We start from the raw sequence: 18,113 nt of genomic DNA, 5'->3' as shown, positions 1-18,113 counted from the left end.
ACGACTATACGGGTTCAACAGCAGTAGTTATCGAAGACCCGCACGACAACGGGATTTGCTACACAATTGAGACGACGAAGAGTCAGGAAGAATGCCTCGTCGAATGTAGAGAGCGATGGGATTACGTAGCAACCTACAACGCCATATTTCAAAACTGCACGCACTTTGTAGTAGACTGCTTTCGGACATGTGGTTTGCCGGCAACCAACGCGAGATTCCCGTTCGAAGTCCTTGATAGCATCGTTGACTACCAACGCGAATTTGGAAAAGTGCGATAATTCTGAGACTGTCCCAATGCAAGATGAGCCTGATACTATCCAAGACTGCGATGATCTAACTGCTTTGGAGTGGGTTGTATATTGTGTCCTGCTCCTTCTATTTGTTGTTTCGGCATTCTATGTGGCGATTGAAGTAGACAACGCCATTTGTTTTCGTTGGGTAACCAACGAATGGTGGTGTGGACCGAGGCATTTGGCAAACAATGCACGTTCGATAGGAATTGGGCTACTCGTTACTGCAGTCCCACTTATCTTAATTTTTGGCTATCTTGCGAATAATTGGGCGTTGAGACTTGCTGCATTTATGAGAAAAAGCAGAGACCGTCGTTGAGTCCGAAATTGAAACGCGAGTCAATGATACATGAAACGAACCGTCCCTCTGTATTCTAGGAAATAGAGAGGGGCGTGACCCTGGTACCCTTCTTCCTTTTAGGCAACAGCCACACCTGCCGTCTCAAGGACGTTCGCCAACATTCGATAGTTCACTTTCATTCGAGTCCATCTGAAAATTCGTGGCTTTAATGGCATTAATCCCCACCTGATTACTTATAATTACGGAAAATCGGCGGGTGATTCATATCGAGCATTAGCGTCCTAGTTAAGCACTAATATACGACTAAGTTAATCGTAATAGCGATGATACAGAACTAGATTGTGTCTTAACTTTAATCACATCAAGCACCAGTTAATGCTCGACAAAGGACGTTATAGTGCATTATTAGATCAGAGGTAAACAACTCACCGGATCGGTAACTCCCGACGAGCCGTGTTGTTGAATGAGTTGCTGCTATTTACAGCATTCGCATGGGTACCACTTGAAAACGTTGAATGCTCAGCCAGACCAGTTGTTACCCAGTCAACTAATTGGCTCAGCGACGTTGCCGGTATTAGCCACCTTCGATCCGAACTTGCCCGTGCTGCTCCAGCAGCAGGGACCAGCGGCACAGTTTGCTTGGGAGGAGTTCATCTTTGCGAAGATTCGCAATCCTCACACACGACTCGCCTACGAGCGAGCGGTCAAGCAGTTCCTGAAGCATTGCGAGCAACTCGGCCGCGAGTTACCTCAAATATCCCCGAGGGATGTTGCGAGCTACCTCGACCAGCTCAATCTAGCGACGGCAACCAAGAAGCTTCATCTGGCCGGGCTGCGACATTTTTTCGACACGCTGGTAACGCGGCACGTTGTCATCCTCAATCCCGCACACTCAGTACGTGGAGACCGGCTACAAGTCTTGGAAGGCAAGACACCCGAGATCACTGTGCAACAGACTCGGCAGCTCTTACAGAGTATCGACACTTCTACCGTTGTTGGACTCCGTGATCGAGCGATTCTCGGCATCCTGAAATACACTATTGTGCGACGTGGGGCGGTTGCTCGCTTACGACGAGGAGACTTTTACGATGTTGGCGATCAGTACTGCCTCCGGTTCACGGAAAAAGGCGGGAAGTATCGGGAGATCCCAGTTCGACACGATCTCCGCCAGTTCATCGCTGAATACATCGCTGCTGCGAAGATCGAGTACTCGGAAAAGAACACCCCGCTCTTCCGCTCCGTCATTCGCCGAACAAAGCAATTGACGATGAACGGAATGACGCCCGGCGATATCGGCCGTATGGTCAAGCGACGCATCAGTGATGCGGGCCTGCCAAGCATTCTCTCACCACACTCGTTTCGAGCAGGGACGATCACAGATTTGCTCAGCCAGGGAGTGCCCCTGGAGGATGTACAGAATCTAGCTGGTCATGCAGATCCACGAACGACAAGGCTCTACGATCGACGACAACGGAAGGTGACAAGAAATGTTGTAGAGCGAATTTCAACCTAAAAGCGACTATGTAAACTTTACACCGAACGACTTTGCCTCAAAAAGCGTGAGGGACTTTTCTTCAACTGTTCAACTGTCGATGCAGTGGCGAATGCTCCCGACTTCATGAAAATCTAGACTATACTCCGGTATCCAATTCATCCTGCCTTGCTGGAATGAAACCACGTCTACCCACGCTACTTCCTGTGAACTTTATCACGTTTGCAACGGCATCAACATCATCCGGCGGAATATCGTTCTCAAGGATGATCACTTGCACAGCCAAATCGCTTGTGGCTAAGGTCCGATAAAACATATCCTTAACATCCGTCGAAAACTCTCCCTCATCATCATCCGGTTCGCGATAAACAACAAGCGGCGAATCAATGGTTAGGGTTGACGGATGTGGCATACCTCGATTTGCACAATAGTTTGCTAACGCAATACTGAATGCCGAATGGGTTATTGCTCGAACTCCTTTTCCTCGACCACCGCGCTTTCGCCCGGAAATCACAACGTCTTGGTCAACTTCACTAAATACAACTCGGTCTAATCCAGGAAACTTCCATTCTCTCAAAAGGTTCTCTACTTCTTGACTAAATTGCTCGGCCTCACCCACACTGACAGAAGGTGCTGCACCATGGGAGGCCGTGGACACTTCCGACTTTTCCACGTCGCTTAGCTCATCTAGTTCAACTAGTTGTTCGTAAAGTTCAATCACTCGGAGCAAAGCCGCCCTTCGTTCTTGAGATTCTTGAATTTGCTGAATGATCTCCTGAAGTCTTGGTTTTGCCTCAAGGTCCAGTTCTTTTCCAATATCGCTCAAAGAGTTTCGAAGACTTATCAAATTGAGTCTTAAAGAAGACAGTTCTCGTTCGTTATCGTTGAGAGTTTTCACCAAATCGGTTTTCAGCTCTCGAGTACGCTCTGCCTCTGCCCGAGAGGCCGTGGCTACAGTCGCTGGCGTTGCATTATCGGAATGGAAATCTGCCGCATGGTGTTCCGGCGGCGCACCACACACTGGACAGCGATTTTCTTGCAATTGATCTAAGCGAAATCCAACCTCTGTTATTGTCTCCAAGAGACGTAGGTCCGAGGTATATTGCTCATCCAATAATACAAATCTAGCTTGTAACTGCTCGATAACCGCGATCCGCGATTCTACACGATGCAGTTCAAACCATCTCGCACGTCTAGAATTCTCTAAATTCGTCGCTGATTGTTGGCTCCGACTTAGTTCGGTGTTTAGCTCCGCTAAGTAAGTATCAGACTTTGCGAGCTGATCACGCAACGCATCGCTCGTGCCTTCGACTCCCATTGACTTTATTCGTGATAGCAGGTTTTCGCGGACCTTATCGATCACCTCGTACTTGGCTGATTCTCTTTGCTTTGCAATCTGTCGATTAGGTTCTTCACGGATTGCGGAATCGTCAACACCTGTCAGCAGCAACCGAAAAACCCCTTTCTCAACTGTGGATGTCGTAAATTGACCGGTCAAAATTGGAGACCGTCTAGTTATAACCGTCTCTTCATCAATTACGACCAGTCGAGCGATATCCCGAAAGCTTACTTGTCGAGTTTTGCCGCGGGCGTTTGTTCGAATTAGTTTTCCAGCTGTTCCCGTTAACCTTAGCAAAAAGTGCGATATGGTATTCTCGCTGTTCGGATCGTGCGTCGCACTCAGGATGACCTCTTCCCGACCTGCGGAATTAAGGGCAAATGCGCCTCCACGCCGTCCTCTCGATAGAACGTGAGTTCTATTGTCATTTCGACTAACCAGTGAAAGGAAAATTTCATCGTAACCTTCCGCTTCCGGTATTTCCTCCGGGGGATTGCTTCCACCGAACATGAAGTCGATACATTGGGAGATGAAGGTTTTCCCGGTGTCGGATGGACCGGTGACAACATTTAGGCCATCGTCAAAGTCGATTGATGCGTCCTGAAGCCCCGCTCCACGCAGCGTTAATTGTTTCAAATAGAATCCAAAGTTGCTCATTCTTTGTCCTCCAGATGCAAGACCGATTCCATTTCGAACTCGGCTCCCCACACCCCTAGATTGGATTGAACAACGGAGTGAAGCTCAACATCCGGCATGTTACCTAGCGTGGAGTTCAACCATGCCGACCGGTTACGCAAATCAGTCACATATTCCGCATCGATTGCGTCTAGGAAGCTTGATGATGTTTCCATTGCGGCATAGCAAACTCCGTTCTTGCGGTATTGAATCTCAATTAAACCTCGACTTTGGAAAAGCATAAGACCTGCTTGAAGCGTATTTCTACGGACCAGTATTTCGCCGCTTCGATGAGGCGTTTTGGGATGGAGACCTAGCGGGCCTTCAGGAAGATCGTCGGAGTGGATAACAAAATAGTCCAGAATTACGAGCCTGTCTAAAGTACAGGCGTCAGGAAAAATGTCCGTCAAAATTACCAGAGCTCTAAGACCAACTTCAACAGGACTATTGAAGAGGTTAAGTCGAGTATCAGTATTGCTCACTTTACCCACCTCAACTTGTTATCGTTTGCGAGTTGATGACAAATTCCTCCGCGATCTCGAACTGTCAAGCGGCTCACGAGAGCATGTGCCGTAAGCTGGAGTGAGCGAGCTACCCTGACTACAGCGAGAACTCGATGGTAGCCGTTACTGTGTTCTCCCCTTACTTCATCGCAGATTCCACTATGCAGCTCATCTTGAAGCACTTCAAATTCACCGGGAGGCAATGTATCGCGAGAAAACGCCCTCAATGATTCCGCACTGTAAAACTCACGTCGAGAATCGAGAAGGTGTGCCTTTAGTTCATCATCCGAGAGATCATCTAGGCGCTCAATTACTCGATTTAAATGGGAGCCATAAGCCTCGAGAAGATGCCGGATATAAGTAATCTCTTCTGCAGTGGGAGTGCTTGGAGGACTTGCGATGGGAGGTCTCGCGGGTAGGCCACCACCGAAGCGTGCGACATGCCATCTTGTCTTCGCATGCCCATCAATTATTCGTAGCGGCGGGATGGCGTCGAAAATCGAAAAATCTAGTTGGCCAAGATGTGTTGTAAGGGATGCATCGAGTGAGATTACGCCTGTACTGGTGATGCCATTCCGGCAATAAGCATCCCAATTCTGAATTAGTTGACTTTTTAGCAGGCTAGGATCTCTCAAGAGTCGCGATAATTTGTTTCCTGCCCCTTGGGGTGCAACAAAAGAGTATTTTCTTGGATACGTGTATACGCCTTGATGTGTGTAATATACGAGTTTGCCAAGTTCTAACCAAATGTCAGTGGGTGTCACAGGATCGCGATAATGCTTGCACTGGTAGTTGTCCCATTGCCCGGTTCCACATTTGCTAATGCCTATGATGTCCCGACCGCAGTCGCCAGCGCCGCCGCAACGTTCTACCCTCTCATACTCGGTTCGCAAGCTATCTGCCCACTCCAACACAAACTCCTCCCATGCCGTGGGCTCAAATAATCGAATTCTCTCAATCGCTGGAATAGGCCTCCCCGCATGAACGAAATCACTTGGTGTCGCGCCGGTACTTGTTGGTAGTGGTAATGTGATTGGAGCTATGCTCGACGCCATTGCCTGTCCTTGATTAGAAATCGCTTCGGTCGTTGTTTAACTTTGGTCATCAGAATTTTCTAGGTTGGCGAAGTTGCCGCCTCGCGAAATGTTAGTTTAATTGCGCGTCGCTCAAGCCGCTTCCTCATATAGATAGTGCTGAAAGTCCGCGAACACTTTTCCAATCTCATTGGGATGTCCGAGATCAGAGACGGCATCGGCGATGCTATTATTGTATTTCAATCGCAAAAGCGGTGTGAGCTTTTCGGTTGCGAGTTCGTGAACGCCTTCGGTAACGTAGTGTGCTAGCACGAAATCGAGAAACGCCTGCTGCTTTGCATTAAAATTGGCGTTAATTTCCAGCCGAGCTTGGTTGGCGCGTTCTTCGCGGGTCTTTGTGGGTAACGCATAAGCGACATAGGCCAGCACGTCGAACAGGTCGCTTTTCTCCGCGTCGATGATCCGTTGCATTTCGGCCATCTGTGCGTTGCCAAATCCCTTTTCGGACAGTCCATCTAGGAGCTTGGCACGCGTATCGGGCACACTCCAAATTGCCCGCAACTCAGATTCATCCTTGAAAAATTCTGGTAGTTTGCCGAAGAGTTGTTCCATGAACTGTTGGGCCGACATAGGAGTTCCATCTGGATGCCAAAAGCTGGTCACCATCATGTGCTGGATGGATCGCGCCTTGCCATCTGCAAGTTTTACAGTTGCCTTCTTTTTACGATTGCAAACACATCGAAACTGTCCGCAATCAGGACACGGTTCTTTTGGACAACTGCAAGGCGAGTTACAGCACGTTGCACATGGTTGAGGAGTGGTGGGCTCGCAAACGCATGGATTTTGACTACATTTTGAACACGGATTGGGCTCGAGCGGCTCACCGTCCCACTCTGGGTCGCTGAAATGGTGATAGGCCTTCACAAAATCGTATATGGTGAAATAGTCTTTGCCGTCGTAGAGACGAGTACCACGCCCGATGATCTGTTTGAACTCAATCATTGAATCAACTGGACGCATTAAGACGATGTTGCGAATGTTTCTTGCGTCTACGCCGGTTGATAGCTTTTGCGAAGTAGTCAGGATAGTGGGAATCGACCGTTCATTGTCCTGAAAATCCCTTAGGTGCTGCTCACCTAGAGCACCGTCGTTGGCTGTTACACGCTGGCAGTAATCAGGTCCCTTGCTTGTTTTGATTTGATTGATGAGATCCCGAACAACGAGTGCATGGAGTTGAGTTGCACAGAAGACTAGCCCTCGATCAAGCGAAGCTTGGTTGAGTTCGTTTGAGATTTTCGTAAAAAAACCTGAAACCTCCCGGTGTTTTTGCGGTTTAACGAAGTAACAACAAATCGATTAAGCCACACACACGGAGGGTTTCAGGTGAAGTCAAGTTTCGCAAAACGTATCGGTGCACGCAAGAAGCAAATCCTGAAAAGGCTCGCAGTAGCAAGGGAGAATCGCTTCTCTCGTGGTATCTCGAATCCGAATCCCGTTCTCGCTACCAACTCTGTCAAATACGAACTTGCTGATCGCACCCATGCCATCAGCTACGCTGGTGTCTCCGCCATGCTCAAGCTCGCCGGGCATGTCGGATTGACCGATGCCATCAATCATCGTGTCCAACTCTTAAAGTCACATGCTCCTTATCATGAATCCGACCACGTCCTCGCGATGGTTATGAATGTTCTATGCAACGGAACGAGGCTGGAGCATTTGGAGCGTCTTCGAAACGATTCGACATTCCTCGATGCGATCGGTGCCGATTCGATTCCTGATCCAACCACGGCAGGCGATTTCTGCCGTCGATTCCATCAATCCGACATCGACTCCCTGATGCAAGCTATTAACGAAGCCAGGATCAACGTATGGAGACAACAGGATGATGCGTTCTTTGACCAAGCCCTTATCGATGTCGATGGCGTTATCGTGGCAACTACAGCCGAGTGCAAAGAAGGAATGGATATCTCGTACAAGGGGAGTTGGGGATACCACCCTTTGCTGGTCAGCTTAGCCAACACCAAAGAAGTACTTGCGATTGTGAATCGCAGCGGTTCGGTTCACAGCGCTCACAACGCGGCAGCCTACTTAGATAAGGCGATCTGCACTTGTATCGCTGGAGGCTTCCGGCGCATTCGAATGCGAGGGGACTGCAAGTTCTCGCAGACGGAGTATCTCGACGGATGGGACGCCCTGGGAGTACGCTTCCAGTTCGGTTATGAGGCGCGAGCGAATCTGAAGGAAATCGCAGACAACTTGGATGCGTCGGCATGGAAGAAACTCACCCGCGCCTTGCCAAAAAACAAGACCAATGAAACTCGTACCAAACCCACCAATGTCAAACGCCAAATCATTCGGGAACGCAATTACGTCCATCTGGAGTTACTACATGAGGAAGTGGCCGAGTTCGAATACCAACCCAACGCCTGCGAGAAAACGTATCGAATGGTGGTTGTTCGGAAGAACGTCTCCAAAGAGCAGGGCGATGTTCGGCTCATCGACGAGATCCGCTACTTCTTTTACATCAGCAACGACATGCCCTCGGTATCGAGCGAGGACATTGTTTTTGGCTGCAATGACCGATGCGACCAAGAAAATTTGATAGCACAACTCTCCGGTGGAGTTCGATCGCTGTGCGCTCCGGTGGACAATTTGGAAAGCAACTGGGCGTATATGGTGATAACGAGTATTGCGTGGAACCTAAAATCCTGGTCTGCACTACTGACCCCCGTGGTGACTGGTCAAGAGCAAGAACATCAAGCAGAAAAGAAACGGCTCCTAACAATGGAATTTAAAACGTTTCTGTCCGTGTTCATTCATGTGCCATGCCAAATTCTACGACATGCCAGGAAAACGATTCATCGGCTCCTGAACTGGACGGACTACACATCAGCATTCTTCCGATTGTGTGCTGTGCTCAATCTGTAGCATCGAATCGCTAGCACGGAAACGAGCTAGCAAGAAGAGCTTGGGGCATCGTAAGTCCAAAGCGAACCGTAACCGCAACGCCTAACCCAGATAAAATAAAACAATGGAGAGCAAGCAATTGAAAAAAAGCGACCAGCACTGCTGGCTCGGTGACCGCTGCGCAGCGAAAATCAAGCTAAGACGAACAAGCGTTCGCTTGTTTGAGGACTAGCGTCTTTTCACGCTGGTCAATTTGACTCATGAAAATCTCGACACGCTTCCTCTCACGTTCCTTGATCTCAATAATCTTGTTGAAGTCCTTTTCTTCGTATCGCTTGCCTGTTTCGATGTCGCCTTCGACTACAGTATCGTCAGCGGTATAGACATACTCGTCCAAAGTCGTTGAAATTTGCTTGACCTTGAATGGCGTGAGGAATCCATCGTTGATTCCGTCTTTCAACGAATAGATGAAAACTGGCTCGCCAAAATACTCGTAGGTATCGATGTTGTTTTTTCGTTTTGGTGTGGCCGTCAATCCAAGCTGCACTGCTGGTGAGAAATATTCGAGTATCCCTCGCCAGGAGCTTTCGTCATTTGCTCCACCGCGGTGACACTCATCGATAATGATGAAATCGAAGAAGTTGGGAGGATACTCTCCGAAGTAAAACTTAGGGGGCTCAGCTGCCATCGAAATGCCTTGCCCAGAACCAGTCAACATCGATGCTGACTTCGTGCCACCTGAGGCCATGAAGGTTTGGAAGATCGTGAAGAACAGACTTCCGTTTTTAGGGACTTTGCCTTTTTTTCGAATATCAGCAGGATCAATTCGCACCAGTGCATCATCAGGAAATACAGAAAAAGCGTTGTACGCTTGATTGGCAAGGATGTTGCGATCCGCCAAGAAGAGTATTCTTGGTCGACGGGTTGGCTCCCTTTTTGCTTTCCAATCCGTAAGGTTCCACCGACTGTGAAATAGCTTCCACGCAAGTTGAAACGCGATAAAAGTTTTGCCCGTGCCGGTTGCGAGCGTCAAAAGGACGCGGTCATTTCCATCTGCTAGTGCAGAGAGAACTCGCTCGATAGCGATGTCTTGATAGTAACGTCCTTGAAAGTATCCACCTCGGTCTTCAAAGGGAACTTCAGCGAATCGATCTCGCCATTCGTTAGACTCGGCAAAGGTTCTGTTCCACAGTTCCTCGGGAGTTGGGAAATTGTCCACTTCCCCCTCAGTGCCTTCTTGCATGTCAACCGCGTAGATGCCTTGGCCATTCGTTGAGTAGGTAAATCGGATTGCAAGTTTTCCAGCGTAGTTTTTCGCCTGAGCAAGTCCTTCTGAAGGGGCTTCCTCCCAAGCTTTTGCTTCGACCACAGCCAGTTTCGTGTTGCGATAAATGAGCACATAGTCCGCAGTGAGTGCCCTACCGCGACGACCAAATCCTTCCAATCGCCCCAAGGTAATTGGATACTCGCGTCGGATGCGACTTCCCTCGACTACACCCCAGCCAGCCTTGGCAAGTGCCGGGTCGATATGCTCGGCTCGGGTTTCAGCTTCGTTCATTGGCTCACTTTATTTTGCATTAAAGCACGTAAGTCCTTCAAATTAGATACATAACGAAAGGTGAGCTGCCTCGGCCAGAATTGCGCTAAAGCACTATCCTTGCTTGGGTTTCTTCCGCTTGGGCAACTTTTTCACTGTGTCTTCTAACTCCTTTACCGCAGCCTGTTCGGCTTGTGTTTCGATGGCAATGCGGCGTCGCTCGTTGAAAATATCATACTCGGAGTTGGCACGCTCATCTGCCGATTCTCGGGAGACTTTGCCAGCGTCCGGCAGTACGCTTCGATCATTGAAACGTAGGAATTCGTCCAACTTGGTTTGCCAATCTGACAGGAAAACTTGTTTGCGGCGTCGGGCTTGATCTTCAGCGAAGTCTAGAAACATGACGACAATGCGATTGAGTCCATCGATCTCATCTTCTCGGAGATAATTCTTGGCTACAGTAACATCACCCTTGCGAACGACGTCACCTTTCCAAGTGGTGAGTCCCATATTCGGCTTAGACGAGTCCACTCGTTCCGCGATTAGCTCCGGTGCTGTCTTGCCAGTTGCTGCAAAGTGTAGCTTGTTTTGAATCACCTGAAAGAAACGTTGCGTTTCTGGTTCAGCTTGAACGTAGTCAGCAGCTAACGCGAAAATTTCGCGAACACGAAGATACATCCGTTTCTCGCTCGCGCGGATGTCACGAATGCGTTCGAGTAGCTCATCGAAGTAATCAGGAACGCCAGGCCCCGGCGGATTCTTCAGACGCTCATCGTCCATGGTGAAGCCTTTCACCAGGTACTCGGTCAAGCGGCTGGTGGCCCACTGGCGGAATTGAGTGCCACGCGGGCTGCGGACTCGATAGCCCACGGCGAGGATCGCCGGAAGACTGTAGTGCAGTAGTCGACGCGAAACCTCTCTGCCACCCTCAATTCGAACTTGTAAGAATTCCTTACAAGTTGCCTCCTGCACCAGTTCTCCCTCCTCGTAAATCGACTTGAGGTGAAGGGTAACGTTTTGAGGCGTTACTTGAAACAGTTCCGCAATAAGTGACTGAGTAAGCCAAATGGTCTCGTTTTCAAATCGGCACTGAATGCGAGTTTCGCCATCTTCAGTCTGGTAGAGAATGAGTTCTGATTGGGGAGTTTCGTCAGTCATCGGAGCCTTTCAAAGTTGCCCTCTAAAGGCCAGATGCAGTAACGACTTCTTCAATTCAGTCAACACCGCTAGTTTTTGCGTATAGAAGCTCTCCAGCCGTTGGGTTTCGGTCGCTAGAGAGGCCAGAGTAGAAACGATCTTTCTCTGTTCGGAAATTGAATTTGGAAATGCAACCATTACGGCGCCAATCTTTTTCGGTGAAGTGTGTCGGACCTTCACTCCGGATGCGCTTGCATGAATCTCCTTTCGAACCTGTAGCGTATTGAAGACGTGGAAGAAAAATTCATTTATCCATGGGACACCGGGCTTCTTGGTCACAAGGCCTAGTCGCTGGTTGTGAAGAAACTTACTGGACTCGGGAACGATAATAGGACTTCCGAGTAGGCCAGCAGCCTGCTCCGTCATCGCCACGAGCAGGTCGCCTTCATTTAGAACGTAGTCACGAGGAATCTCCCCCGTATAGTATTTCTGTTTCTCACCACGGTCACGATAGCCGCCCTTTTCGAAAAAGTTGCCAGGCGTCAGCAAAACGTATTCTCCTTCGTTGGAAAAGAACTCACCTTCAAAAGCATAGCCATGCTTGATATCGCACAATTCGGACAATGGTCTCTCCAACCAATTGTTGCCACTTTGAGAGAACACGCTTTGGAGGTGGCTTTCAAACAGCGCACGGGCGTTAAGGCGGTTTCTTGCGGCGTTGGCCTGGGCGATCCCGATACCGGCAAATGCTTCGTCCAGCACGGCGACGATCCGCTGTTGTTCGGCTGGCGGGGGAAGCGGGAAATCGAACTCCAAAACGTCGTTCATGTCGGCTCGCGGCATCCGTGCGCCAGTGCATGTTTCATTAATCCGTTCAACCGTTTCGTCGGCAAGAAGCCAGTAGAGGAGGTATTCTCGCGAAAGTTGCGGCGCCGGTTTTATTGGGAAGATTTCTGTAGAGCAATGCCCCTCGAAATCTGGAGCAAGCACCTTGTTCAAATATGGGCGAAGCCGCCCATAAAGAACGTGCTCTCGGGTAAACTTAAACGTGGAGCTTTTGACTTCCAGCGGCTCACTTGACCCAATGAAACGACCTGTGTGCGACTCAATGTTTTCAAGTCCGACGTAAGGCAAACCATGATGAATGCCTTGCGATTTGTCGAACCCACAAACGTCGCCGAGTCTCTTCATTGCCCACCCCTTCGTCATACGAGAAGTCCCTTAATAGTTTCCAGCACCGCCGCGCTCTCAGCGTCCAACGCGGCAATCTCTTTCATGATCGTCAGAGGACTGCGGTAAATCACTGACTCGTTACCATTGGGATTCTTGACTGAAAGGTCGAAGCTTGATTGGTCAATCATTTTGGCGTCCACGCTCCAGCTTTTGGGCGAGTCGGCAAACGTTTTCTGCAATTCAACAAACTCGGCGAGGTCTGAGTCGTTGAGCGGGTTGGTCTTGCCAAGATTACGGCCTGGATCGAGCTGGTAGTACCATACCTTCCGAGTTGGTGAGCCTTTCTCAAAAAAAAGTACGACCGTTTTTACTCCCGCCCCTTGGAACGTGCCGCCAGGGCAATCGAGCACGGTATGAAGATTGCAACTTTCCAGCAAGAGTTTTCGTAAGCTCACCGAAGCGTTGTCGGTGTTGGATAAAAACGTGTTCTTGATAACGATGCCCGCTCGTCCGCCTGCTTTGAGGATTTTTATGAAATGCTGGAGGAAGAGGAAGGCTGTCTCGCCGGTGCGAATAGGAAAGTTCTGTTGAATCTCTTTTCGCTCCTTTCCACCGAACGGCGGGTTGGCCAACACGATGTCATAGCGATCCTTCTCCTGAATGTCTGCGAGGTTTTCGGTAAGCGTATTGGTGTGGATGATGTTTGGCGCTTCGATCCCATGCAGGATCATGTTCATGACGCCGATAACGTATGCGAGCGACTTCTTTTCTTTACCATAGAAAGTTTGCTGTTGAAGGAAACGGTCCTGAGCAGTAGTTCGTTTGGGGTTCTGCTTGCGAAGGTAGTCGAAGGCTTCACAAAGAAAGCCCATTGAGCCACCAGCACCGTCATAAATCGTCTCGCCAAGCTTCGGGCGAACGACCTGGATAATAGCGCGCTCTAGCGGGCGTGGAGTGTAATACTCGCCGCCGTTACGACCGGCGTTTCCCATGTTTTTGATCTTGGATTCGTATAGATGAGAAAGCTCGTGTTTCTCGACTTGGGAGGCGAAGCGAAGTTCGTCGATATGGTCGATAATCTCTCGCAGGTTGTAACCACTTTGAATGCGATTCTTGATCTCGCCGAAGATTTCCCCAATCTTGTATTCGATGGTGTCCGGGCCGGTGGCTCGCTGCTTGAAGCCCATCAGATATGGGAAGAGCTTGCTGTTTACGAACTGAGTTAGGTCGTCGCCGGTGAGGGCAGTGTTGTGATCGATCTTGCCATCCTTACCTTTTGGCGCGGCCCAAGTTTCCCAGCGGTACGGCTTGTCGAGAATATATGCGTATTTCTTACCCGAGAGAGCTGCTTCCGTCGCTTTGTCTGCCTCCAGAGAGTCGAGGTATTTTAGGAACAGCAGCCAGGAGGATTGCTCGGTGTAGTCCAATTCGCTGGTGCAACCAGCGTCTTTCCATAGTACGTCGTCGATATTCTTAAAAGCTTGTTCAAACATCTCTTAATGCCTCATGCAGTTCGATCACATCGCGGAAGTAGGTGCAACACTGTAAATCGGGATTGTTATAACCTTTACAATTTTTCCGTTAGCAATCTCATACTCATCCTCTAACTGACGTCCCTTATCTGATTTCCGCCCGTCAAAGACGATCAAAAATAGTTCTGCATTTTCGAATCGCGCATCGTAATAGTCCAACTGATGAAGACCAAGGTCTGATTTGCCTATTCCCCATCCACAACCAACTACTTTAAGTTCCACAATGAAGTGTTTACCATTCGCGAACGAGTGAACGTCAATAAAACCCTCACCTGCAGCAACTTCTTGTCCAACGAAAGCTCTACCGCGAGCGTTACCATCGAGAAAGTTGCCGAGTAACGACCTTCCGATCGCCTCGGGGCGAGGAATAAATTTTGAACCGTACTCTAGCCAGAACACGCGATGGTCATAACGCGCAACCCTAGTGGCAAAGCGAGTAAGCAAGTTGTGAAAATCCTCTTCCTTCTCGATTTCAAGCGCGCGGACACGACGCTCCAAGTCACTAAATTCATTTAATCGCTTCGCTTTCTTCAACTGCTTCAAGCGAGGTCGGACAACATCATCGACAACGCTCTGTTTAAGCAACGCTTCAATAACGATAGCCGTTTCAATCTGCTCGACTTCCTCAACCCAACCTTCATCAAGAGAATTCGAACGCAAAATCCGTCTAACTTGGAACGGTGATAGATAATCTTGCGAAGAGAAATAAGCGTTGGAATCCTCTGTATGCTTCACCGCGTCTGCTATGACGGAATTTAGTGCAGTCAGACTTTCGAAACCCTTGTAGTTCTCGAAAAATGGTATCGTGGTCAATCGCTCTATATTCAACATTGTTGAGATATGAGCATCTTGGATTCGCCGAATCTCCTCAGCTTGTTTTTCAAACGATCTTAAGAAGTCCATCTCGGGATGAAGCAAATCGAAACTTGGTAACCTGATTGTGCTCCGTTCACTGATGCTTTGAGTGATATCCCAAATTGGATTGCGCGAACCAATCATATTAATCAAACTCAGACCGATCGAATTTGCTGGATTCATTAGTTCGAACGATTTCTGCAGTGACTGCGCCGCTTCAATGAAGGGACTGGCTTGCAATTCCATCGACTTTCGGAACTCTTCGAAGCTCTCTTCCGTTTCCTTCCATATTGACGATCCAACAAAACACTTCGCAAACGCTTCAGAACAATTGGCCCCTTTTTCAAGTTGGCTTTCAAATTCCGCTTCTGTATCCAACGTCTTCAAAAAATGTTTGGCGATTACTACCCAGTCATTATCGGAAAGCTGATCAGACGATACTTTGTCTTTATTAACGCTAGCTTCAAGAACAGAACGTAGAATGTTTGTTTCTTCCTCAATCGACGTCGCGGCGGCAGACATGGCTCCTGAAGAGATATAAGGAAAGATCTCAATGGTTCCGTAGTCTGGCAGTTCTAGCTCGATTCGTTTGCAGCGAAATAGTAAGCGATCACGCAATCCATCGCTGATTTCTGTTCCTGCGTCGGATGAGATCTCACTTTCAGGTTCCGTAGTCATCGTGATGTTTTATGTTTGAGCGTTGTTTTTCGACTAATTGGGATCTTCGCCGCCAAGAGTAACTTCTCGACGTCCGACTGTTTATAAAGCCGATAGTTGTTTGCTGGGTGGCGGTACTCTGTAAGAGTGCCCGCAGCACCCCACGCGCGAACAGTGTTCGGAGCAACGTCCAAGATCTTCGCTGCTTCCTTCACTGTCACAAAGCCTTCGTTACGCATCATCGTCGTGTACTCCTGACCGAAAACAGCAAGATTCAAACCTTACCAAACGATTCAGGTGCCGACAATCCCGGGTAATCCATCCCAGAGTATCGCTACAACAAGGCAGCAACACTCCCGATCGTTTCGAAATTGAGCCCTGCGACGAAGATCTCAAGCGAAAAAGGCTTCACGACTTTTCGCCGCAACGGAAGAACCTCGGTCGGTAGCGTGCTTTTCCCTGCCTTTTTGCGTACTCGATTGACCTCTCGAAGCATCATCAGGAGCTGCCTCCGCACCGGAGCGTATGGTACAACGGGGAGATGGTAGAACGCCTTAGCAAGTCCAGTGGCTGTTTCCTTTACAGCATTCGATGCGAACATCGCCTTGAGTTCGAGGTACTGACGACGCTCGATGGCGACATGCGAGTGCCACTTTGGATCGGGTAGCCCCTCCTTGGTCCTACCTCCGCGTTTGTAGCTGAGTGCATAGCCCGCAAACCTGAGCGGCACATGGCGAATGTCTCGGATCTGCTTTGCCTCCTCCGCGAAGAATCGATGCTTCCCTTTGGTGGCAAGGATCACGAACGTTCGCTCGTAACGGATGTATTGCAGGTTTGCATGGCCTGCCTTCTTTCTTCTGGCCCTCGTTGATTCGGAAACATCGATGCCATACTTGCGAATGATCTTCGCATCCACTTCCGCTGGGTCTTTGTCTTCGGGAACCTTCCCAACGACGTAGAACCAGTATCCATGACGGAGGTATGAACAAGCTAACTGCTGAATGAATCCCTCGACTGAGGTCGCGACTGATCGATAGGGCATAAGTCCTTTCCAATGAAATCACCTGTTCTTAGAAATGGAGTTTGTTTTCGTGGCACAAACTCCCAAAAGCCTCCTTCACCCTAAAGAACGGGGGGCGCGAACCAGCGCGTTCGGATTCATCCAACGCACACCATCGCAACAGAATCTTGACCGGCAAGCTCAATTTCTGGCGGGGCGCTACATTCTTCAATAGAGACCCGCCAATCCATAGAACCCACCATATAAACAACCAGGCGACGGCAATGCCGGAGACAAAAAACACTCCGACCGTACGCCGTTGATCCGCCGTCACAGAAGGCTAGTGCTCCCGCACAAGTCTTGTGTAACCGCCTCGCGCCTGACCAAGGACAGCCGAGTTCGCATGCGAACTCGACCGCACAGAACACAGACAGCTTCATATTGCCCGTCAGTCCTTTCGTCGTAGCATTGCCGACAGCACCACCTGTTTCGACGCTAACGAGTCCCCACTGCCTTGCAGGAAACATCGCTCGAACAGAGCTTCAATCTCCCGATTGAAGTCCGCTCGACTTTCTACTCAGACCACACTCCCGCTCTACGGCGTTTGAATCACCTGGTTGACTCTCTGGTGGTGAACACTAAAGACCAGGCACCGGTAACCAACCGGTTGCCGCAGAGCTTCCTGCGTTAGTCAGAACTGTCGTCTTGTGGCTCACGTCGCTATCCCGGTTTAACGGGAGGGACGTTGGTTGTATGTCCAACTCGTCAGAGTCGGCATAGTTTCGCTTGAGAGCGCCTACAGAGGCCTGCACAAGCATTTCTGGGGACCGAACGTAGAAGCATCCCCTTACCCACCAACCAAGGTCTTTCGCAGCTTGGCAGCGTCTTCCACAAGTCTCACCGGCAAGCCCTCGCAGGCCTTTCATGGTTGAGCTATTCGCAGTCGCGAGATTTGCTCGCGATCTCCGGGATTCGTCTCTCCCGGTCCGGCTTGTCACCAAGCTCGGAACTCCCCACGCCGGGCAAGTTGAACGAGGTCGGAGACCTCGAGCCCCTTGCACAGGATTACGCATCTGAATCATCAGAACACCTCACCTGTTTCAGTAATGACAGCCTCAATGCACTTCGCACCGAGGTCTTTCCGCATCGCCCTCGCTCGGAGTTGCCTCCGGGCGTGAAACTCCAAAATCGGATCGAATTGTTGGATTGCTCGTTGACTGCCTTGCTGAGTTACAGAGTCAGCAAGTAGGAAAACGGATTACTCAACAAAGCCTCCGTCGAACTGGACGAGCACCTCTCGATGCATCCAGCTCTACGGGCCAGTTGCGTAGCAGGTGGTTAACTCCTGCTCCCTTAGTCTGAGTGGTAAGCTCAGCTTTACCGGGTGCAACTGTCTGTCTAAGTCTGTCAGCAGCCACCACTGACGAACCGATTTTGCGGTTCGCTCGCAGCAACGCGTTGACGTAAGCAACAGCCGCAGCGGGGATCCGATCCCAACTGCTACAGTTTCCGTTATCAAAAGGAAACAATCTGGCAACGGAATTTTGCCGCGATTCGTGCTTGATCAAGCCAAAATGAGGCATCTTTGGCGGTCACTATGCATTGAGCATCGGACAGCAAGAGAAGAAGTGGAATGTGAGAATAATGTAATACTTCGGCAACGATGCGGTCATTTTTGCTC

The 18,113-nt window shown here is 49.6% G+C and carries 13 protein-coding genes; 2 read left to right on the top strand and 11 right to left on the bottom strand.

Translation table 11 applies throughout. The annotated features are described in order from the left end of the window. Positions 1 to 1,093 precede the first annotated feature (1,093 nt). Complete coding sequence (locus tag VN12_RS22320) at positions 1,094 to 2,104, top strand: tyrosine-type recombinase/integrase (RefSeq protein WP_240491231.1); 1,011 nt, start codon at positions 1,094 to 1,096, stop codon at positions 2,102 to 2,104. A gap of 118 nt (positions 2,105 to 2,222) precedes the next feature. On the opposite strand, the gene VN12_RS22315 is transcribed toward VN12_RS22320, so the two are convergent. The 4 genes from VN12_RS22315 to VN12_RS22305 form a co-directional block, all read right to left on the bottom strand. Next, on the bottom strand, positions 2,223 to 4,079 hold the full coding sequence (locus VN12_RS22315) for an AAA family ATPase (protein WP_146678869.1): 1,857 nt from the start codon (positions 4,077 to 4,079) through the stop codon (positions 2,223 to 2,225). Then, on the bottom strand, positions 4,076 to 4,579 hold the full coding sequence (locus VN12_RS22310; RefSeq protein ID WP_146678868.1) for an ABC-three component system middle component 2: 504 nt from the start codon (positions 4,577 to 4,579) through the stop codon (positions 4,076 to 4,078). Before VN12_RS22310 ends, VN12_RS22315 begins: the two co-directional genes overlap by 4 nt. Continuing rightward, positions 4,576 to 5,655, bottom strand: coding sequence for an ABC-three component system protein (locus VN12_RS26880; RefSeq protein ID WP_409994264.1), 1,080 nt, complete (start codon positions 5,653 to 5,655; stop codon positions 4,576 to 4,578). Before VN12_RS26880 ends, VN12_RS22310 begins: the two co-directional genes overlap by 4 nt. A gap of 111 nt (positions 5,656 to 5,766) precedes the next feature. Continuing rightward, entirely contained in the window at positions 5,767 to 6,636 is an 870-nt protein-coding gene (locus VN12_RS22305; RefSeq protein ID WP_205855122.1) for a type I restriction-modification enzyme R subunit C-terminal domain-containing protein, read from the bottom strand. Between the two features lie 381 nt (positions 6,637 to 7,017). Here VN12_RS22305 and VN12_RS22300 point away from each other — a divergent pair, with 381 nt between their 5' ends. Further along, positions 7,018 to 8,562 (top strand): IS1380 family transposase, encoded by a 1,545-nt coding sequence (locus VN12_RS22300; protein ID WP_146674927.1) that lies wholly within the window; start codon positions 7,018 to 7,020, stop codon positions 8,560 to 8,562. A 175-nt stretch (positions 8,563 to 8,737) separates the two neighbouring features. Here VN12_RS22300 and VN12_RS22295 read toward each other — a convergent pair whose 3' ends face one another. The 7 genes from VN12_RS22295 to VN12_RS22265 form a co-directional block, all read right to left on the bottom strand. Further along, on the bottom strand, positions 8,738 to 10,099 hold the full coding sequence (locus VN12_RS22295) for a DEAD/DEAH box helicase family protein (RefSeq protein ID WP_205855121.1): 1,362 nt from the start codon (positions 10,097 to 10,099) through the stop codon (positions 8,738 to 8,740). Between the two features lie 93 nt (positions 10,100 to 10,192). After that, positions 10,193 to 11,236: a virulence RhuM family protein gene (locus VN12_RS22290; RefSeq protein WP_146678866.1), complete on the bottom strand. Its 1,044-nt coding sequence runs from the start codon at positions 11,234 to 11,236 to the stop codon at positions 10,193 to 10,195. 9 nt (positions 11,237 to 11,245) lie between these two features. Then, a complete protein-coding gene (locus tag VN12_RS22285) occupies positions 11,246 to 12,406 on the bottom strand; it encodes a restriction endonuclease subunit S (RefSeq protein WP_168164582.1) in 1,161 nt (386 codons plus the stop codon). A gap of 14 nt (positions 12,407 to 12,420) precedes the next feature. Continuing rightward, positions 12,421 to 13,881, bottom strand: coding sequence for an N-6 DNA methylase (locus VN12_RS22280; RefSeq protein ID WP_146678864.1), 1,461 nt, complete (start codon positions 13,879 to 13,881; stop codon positions 12,421 to 12,423). 24 nt (positions 13,882 to 13,905) lie between these two features. Continuing rightward, positions 13,906 to 15,453 carry a hypothetical protein gene (locus tag VN12_RS22275; protein ID WP_146678863.1) on the bottom strand — a complete coding sequence of 516 codons (1,548 nt, stop codon included), beginning with the start codon at positions 15,451 to 15,453 and terminating at the stop codon, positions 13,906 to 13,908. After that, the gene (locus VN12_RS22270) at positions 15,450 to 15,674 is read right to left on the bottom strand and encodes a helix-turn-helix domain-containing protein (RefSeq protein WP_146678862.1); all 225 of its coding nucleotides are present in this window, start codon (positions 15,672 to 15,674) and stop codon (positions 15,450 to 15,452) included. The genes VN12_RS22275 and VN12_RS22270 overlap by 4 nt, the downstream gene beginning before the upstream one ends. A 92-nt stretch (positions 15,675 to 15,766) precedes the next feature. Next, positions 15,767 to 16,474 (bottom strand): hypothetical protein, encoded by a 708-nt coding sequence (locus VN12_RS22265; RefSeq protein ID WP_146678861.1) that lies wholly within the window; start codon positions 16,472 to 16,474, stop codon positions 15,767 to 15,769. Positions 16,475 to 18,113 lie beyond the last annotated feature (1,639 nt).

Source organism: Pirellula sp. SH-Sr6A, from assembly GCF_001610875.1.
In the GTDB taxonomy this organism is placed as follows: Bacteria; Planctomycetota; Planctomycetia; order Pirellulales; family Pirellulaceae; genus JBKCUI01.
This window is presented reverse-complemented; position numbering and strand designations above follow the sequence as displayed.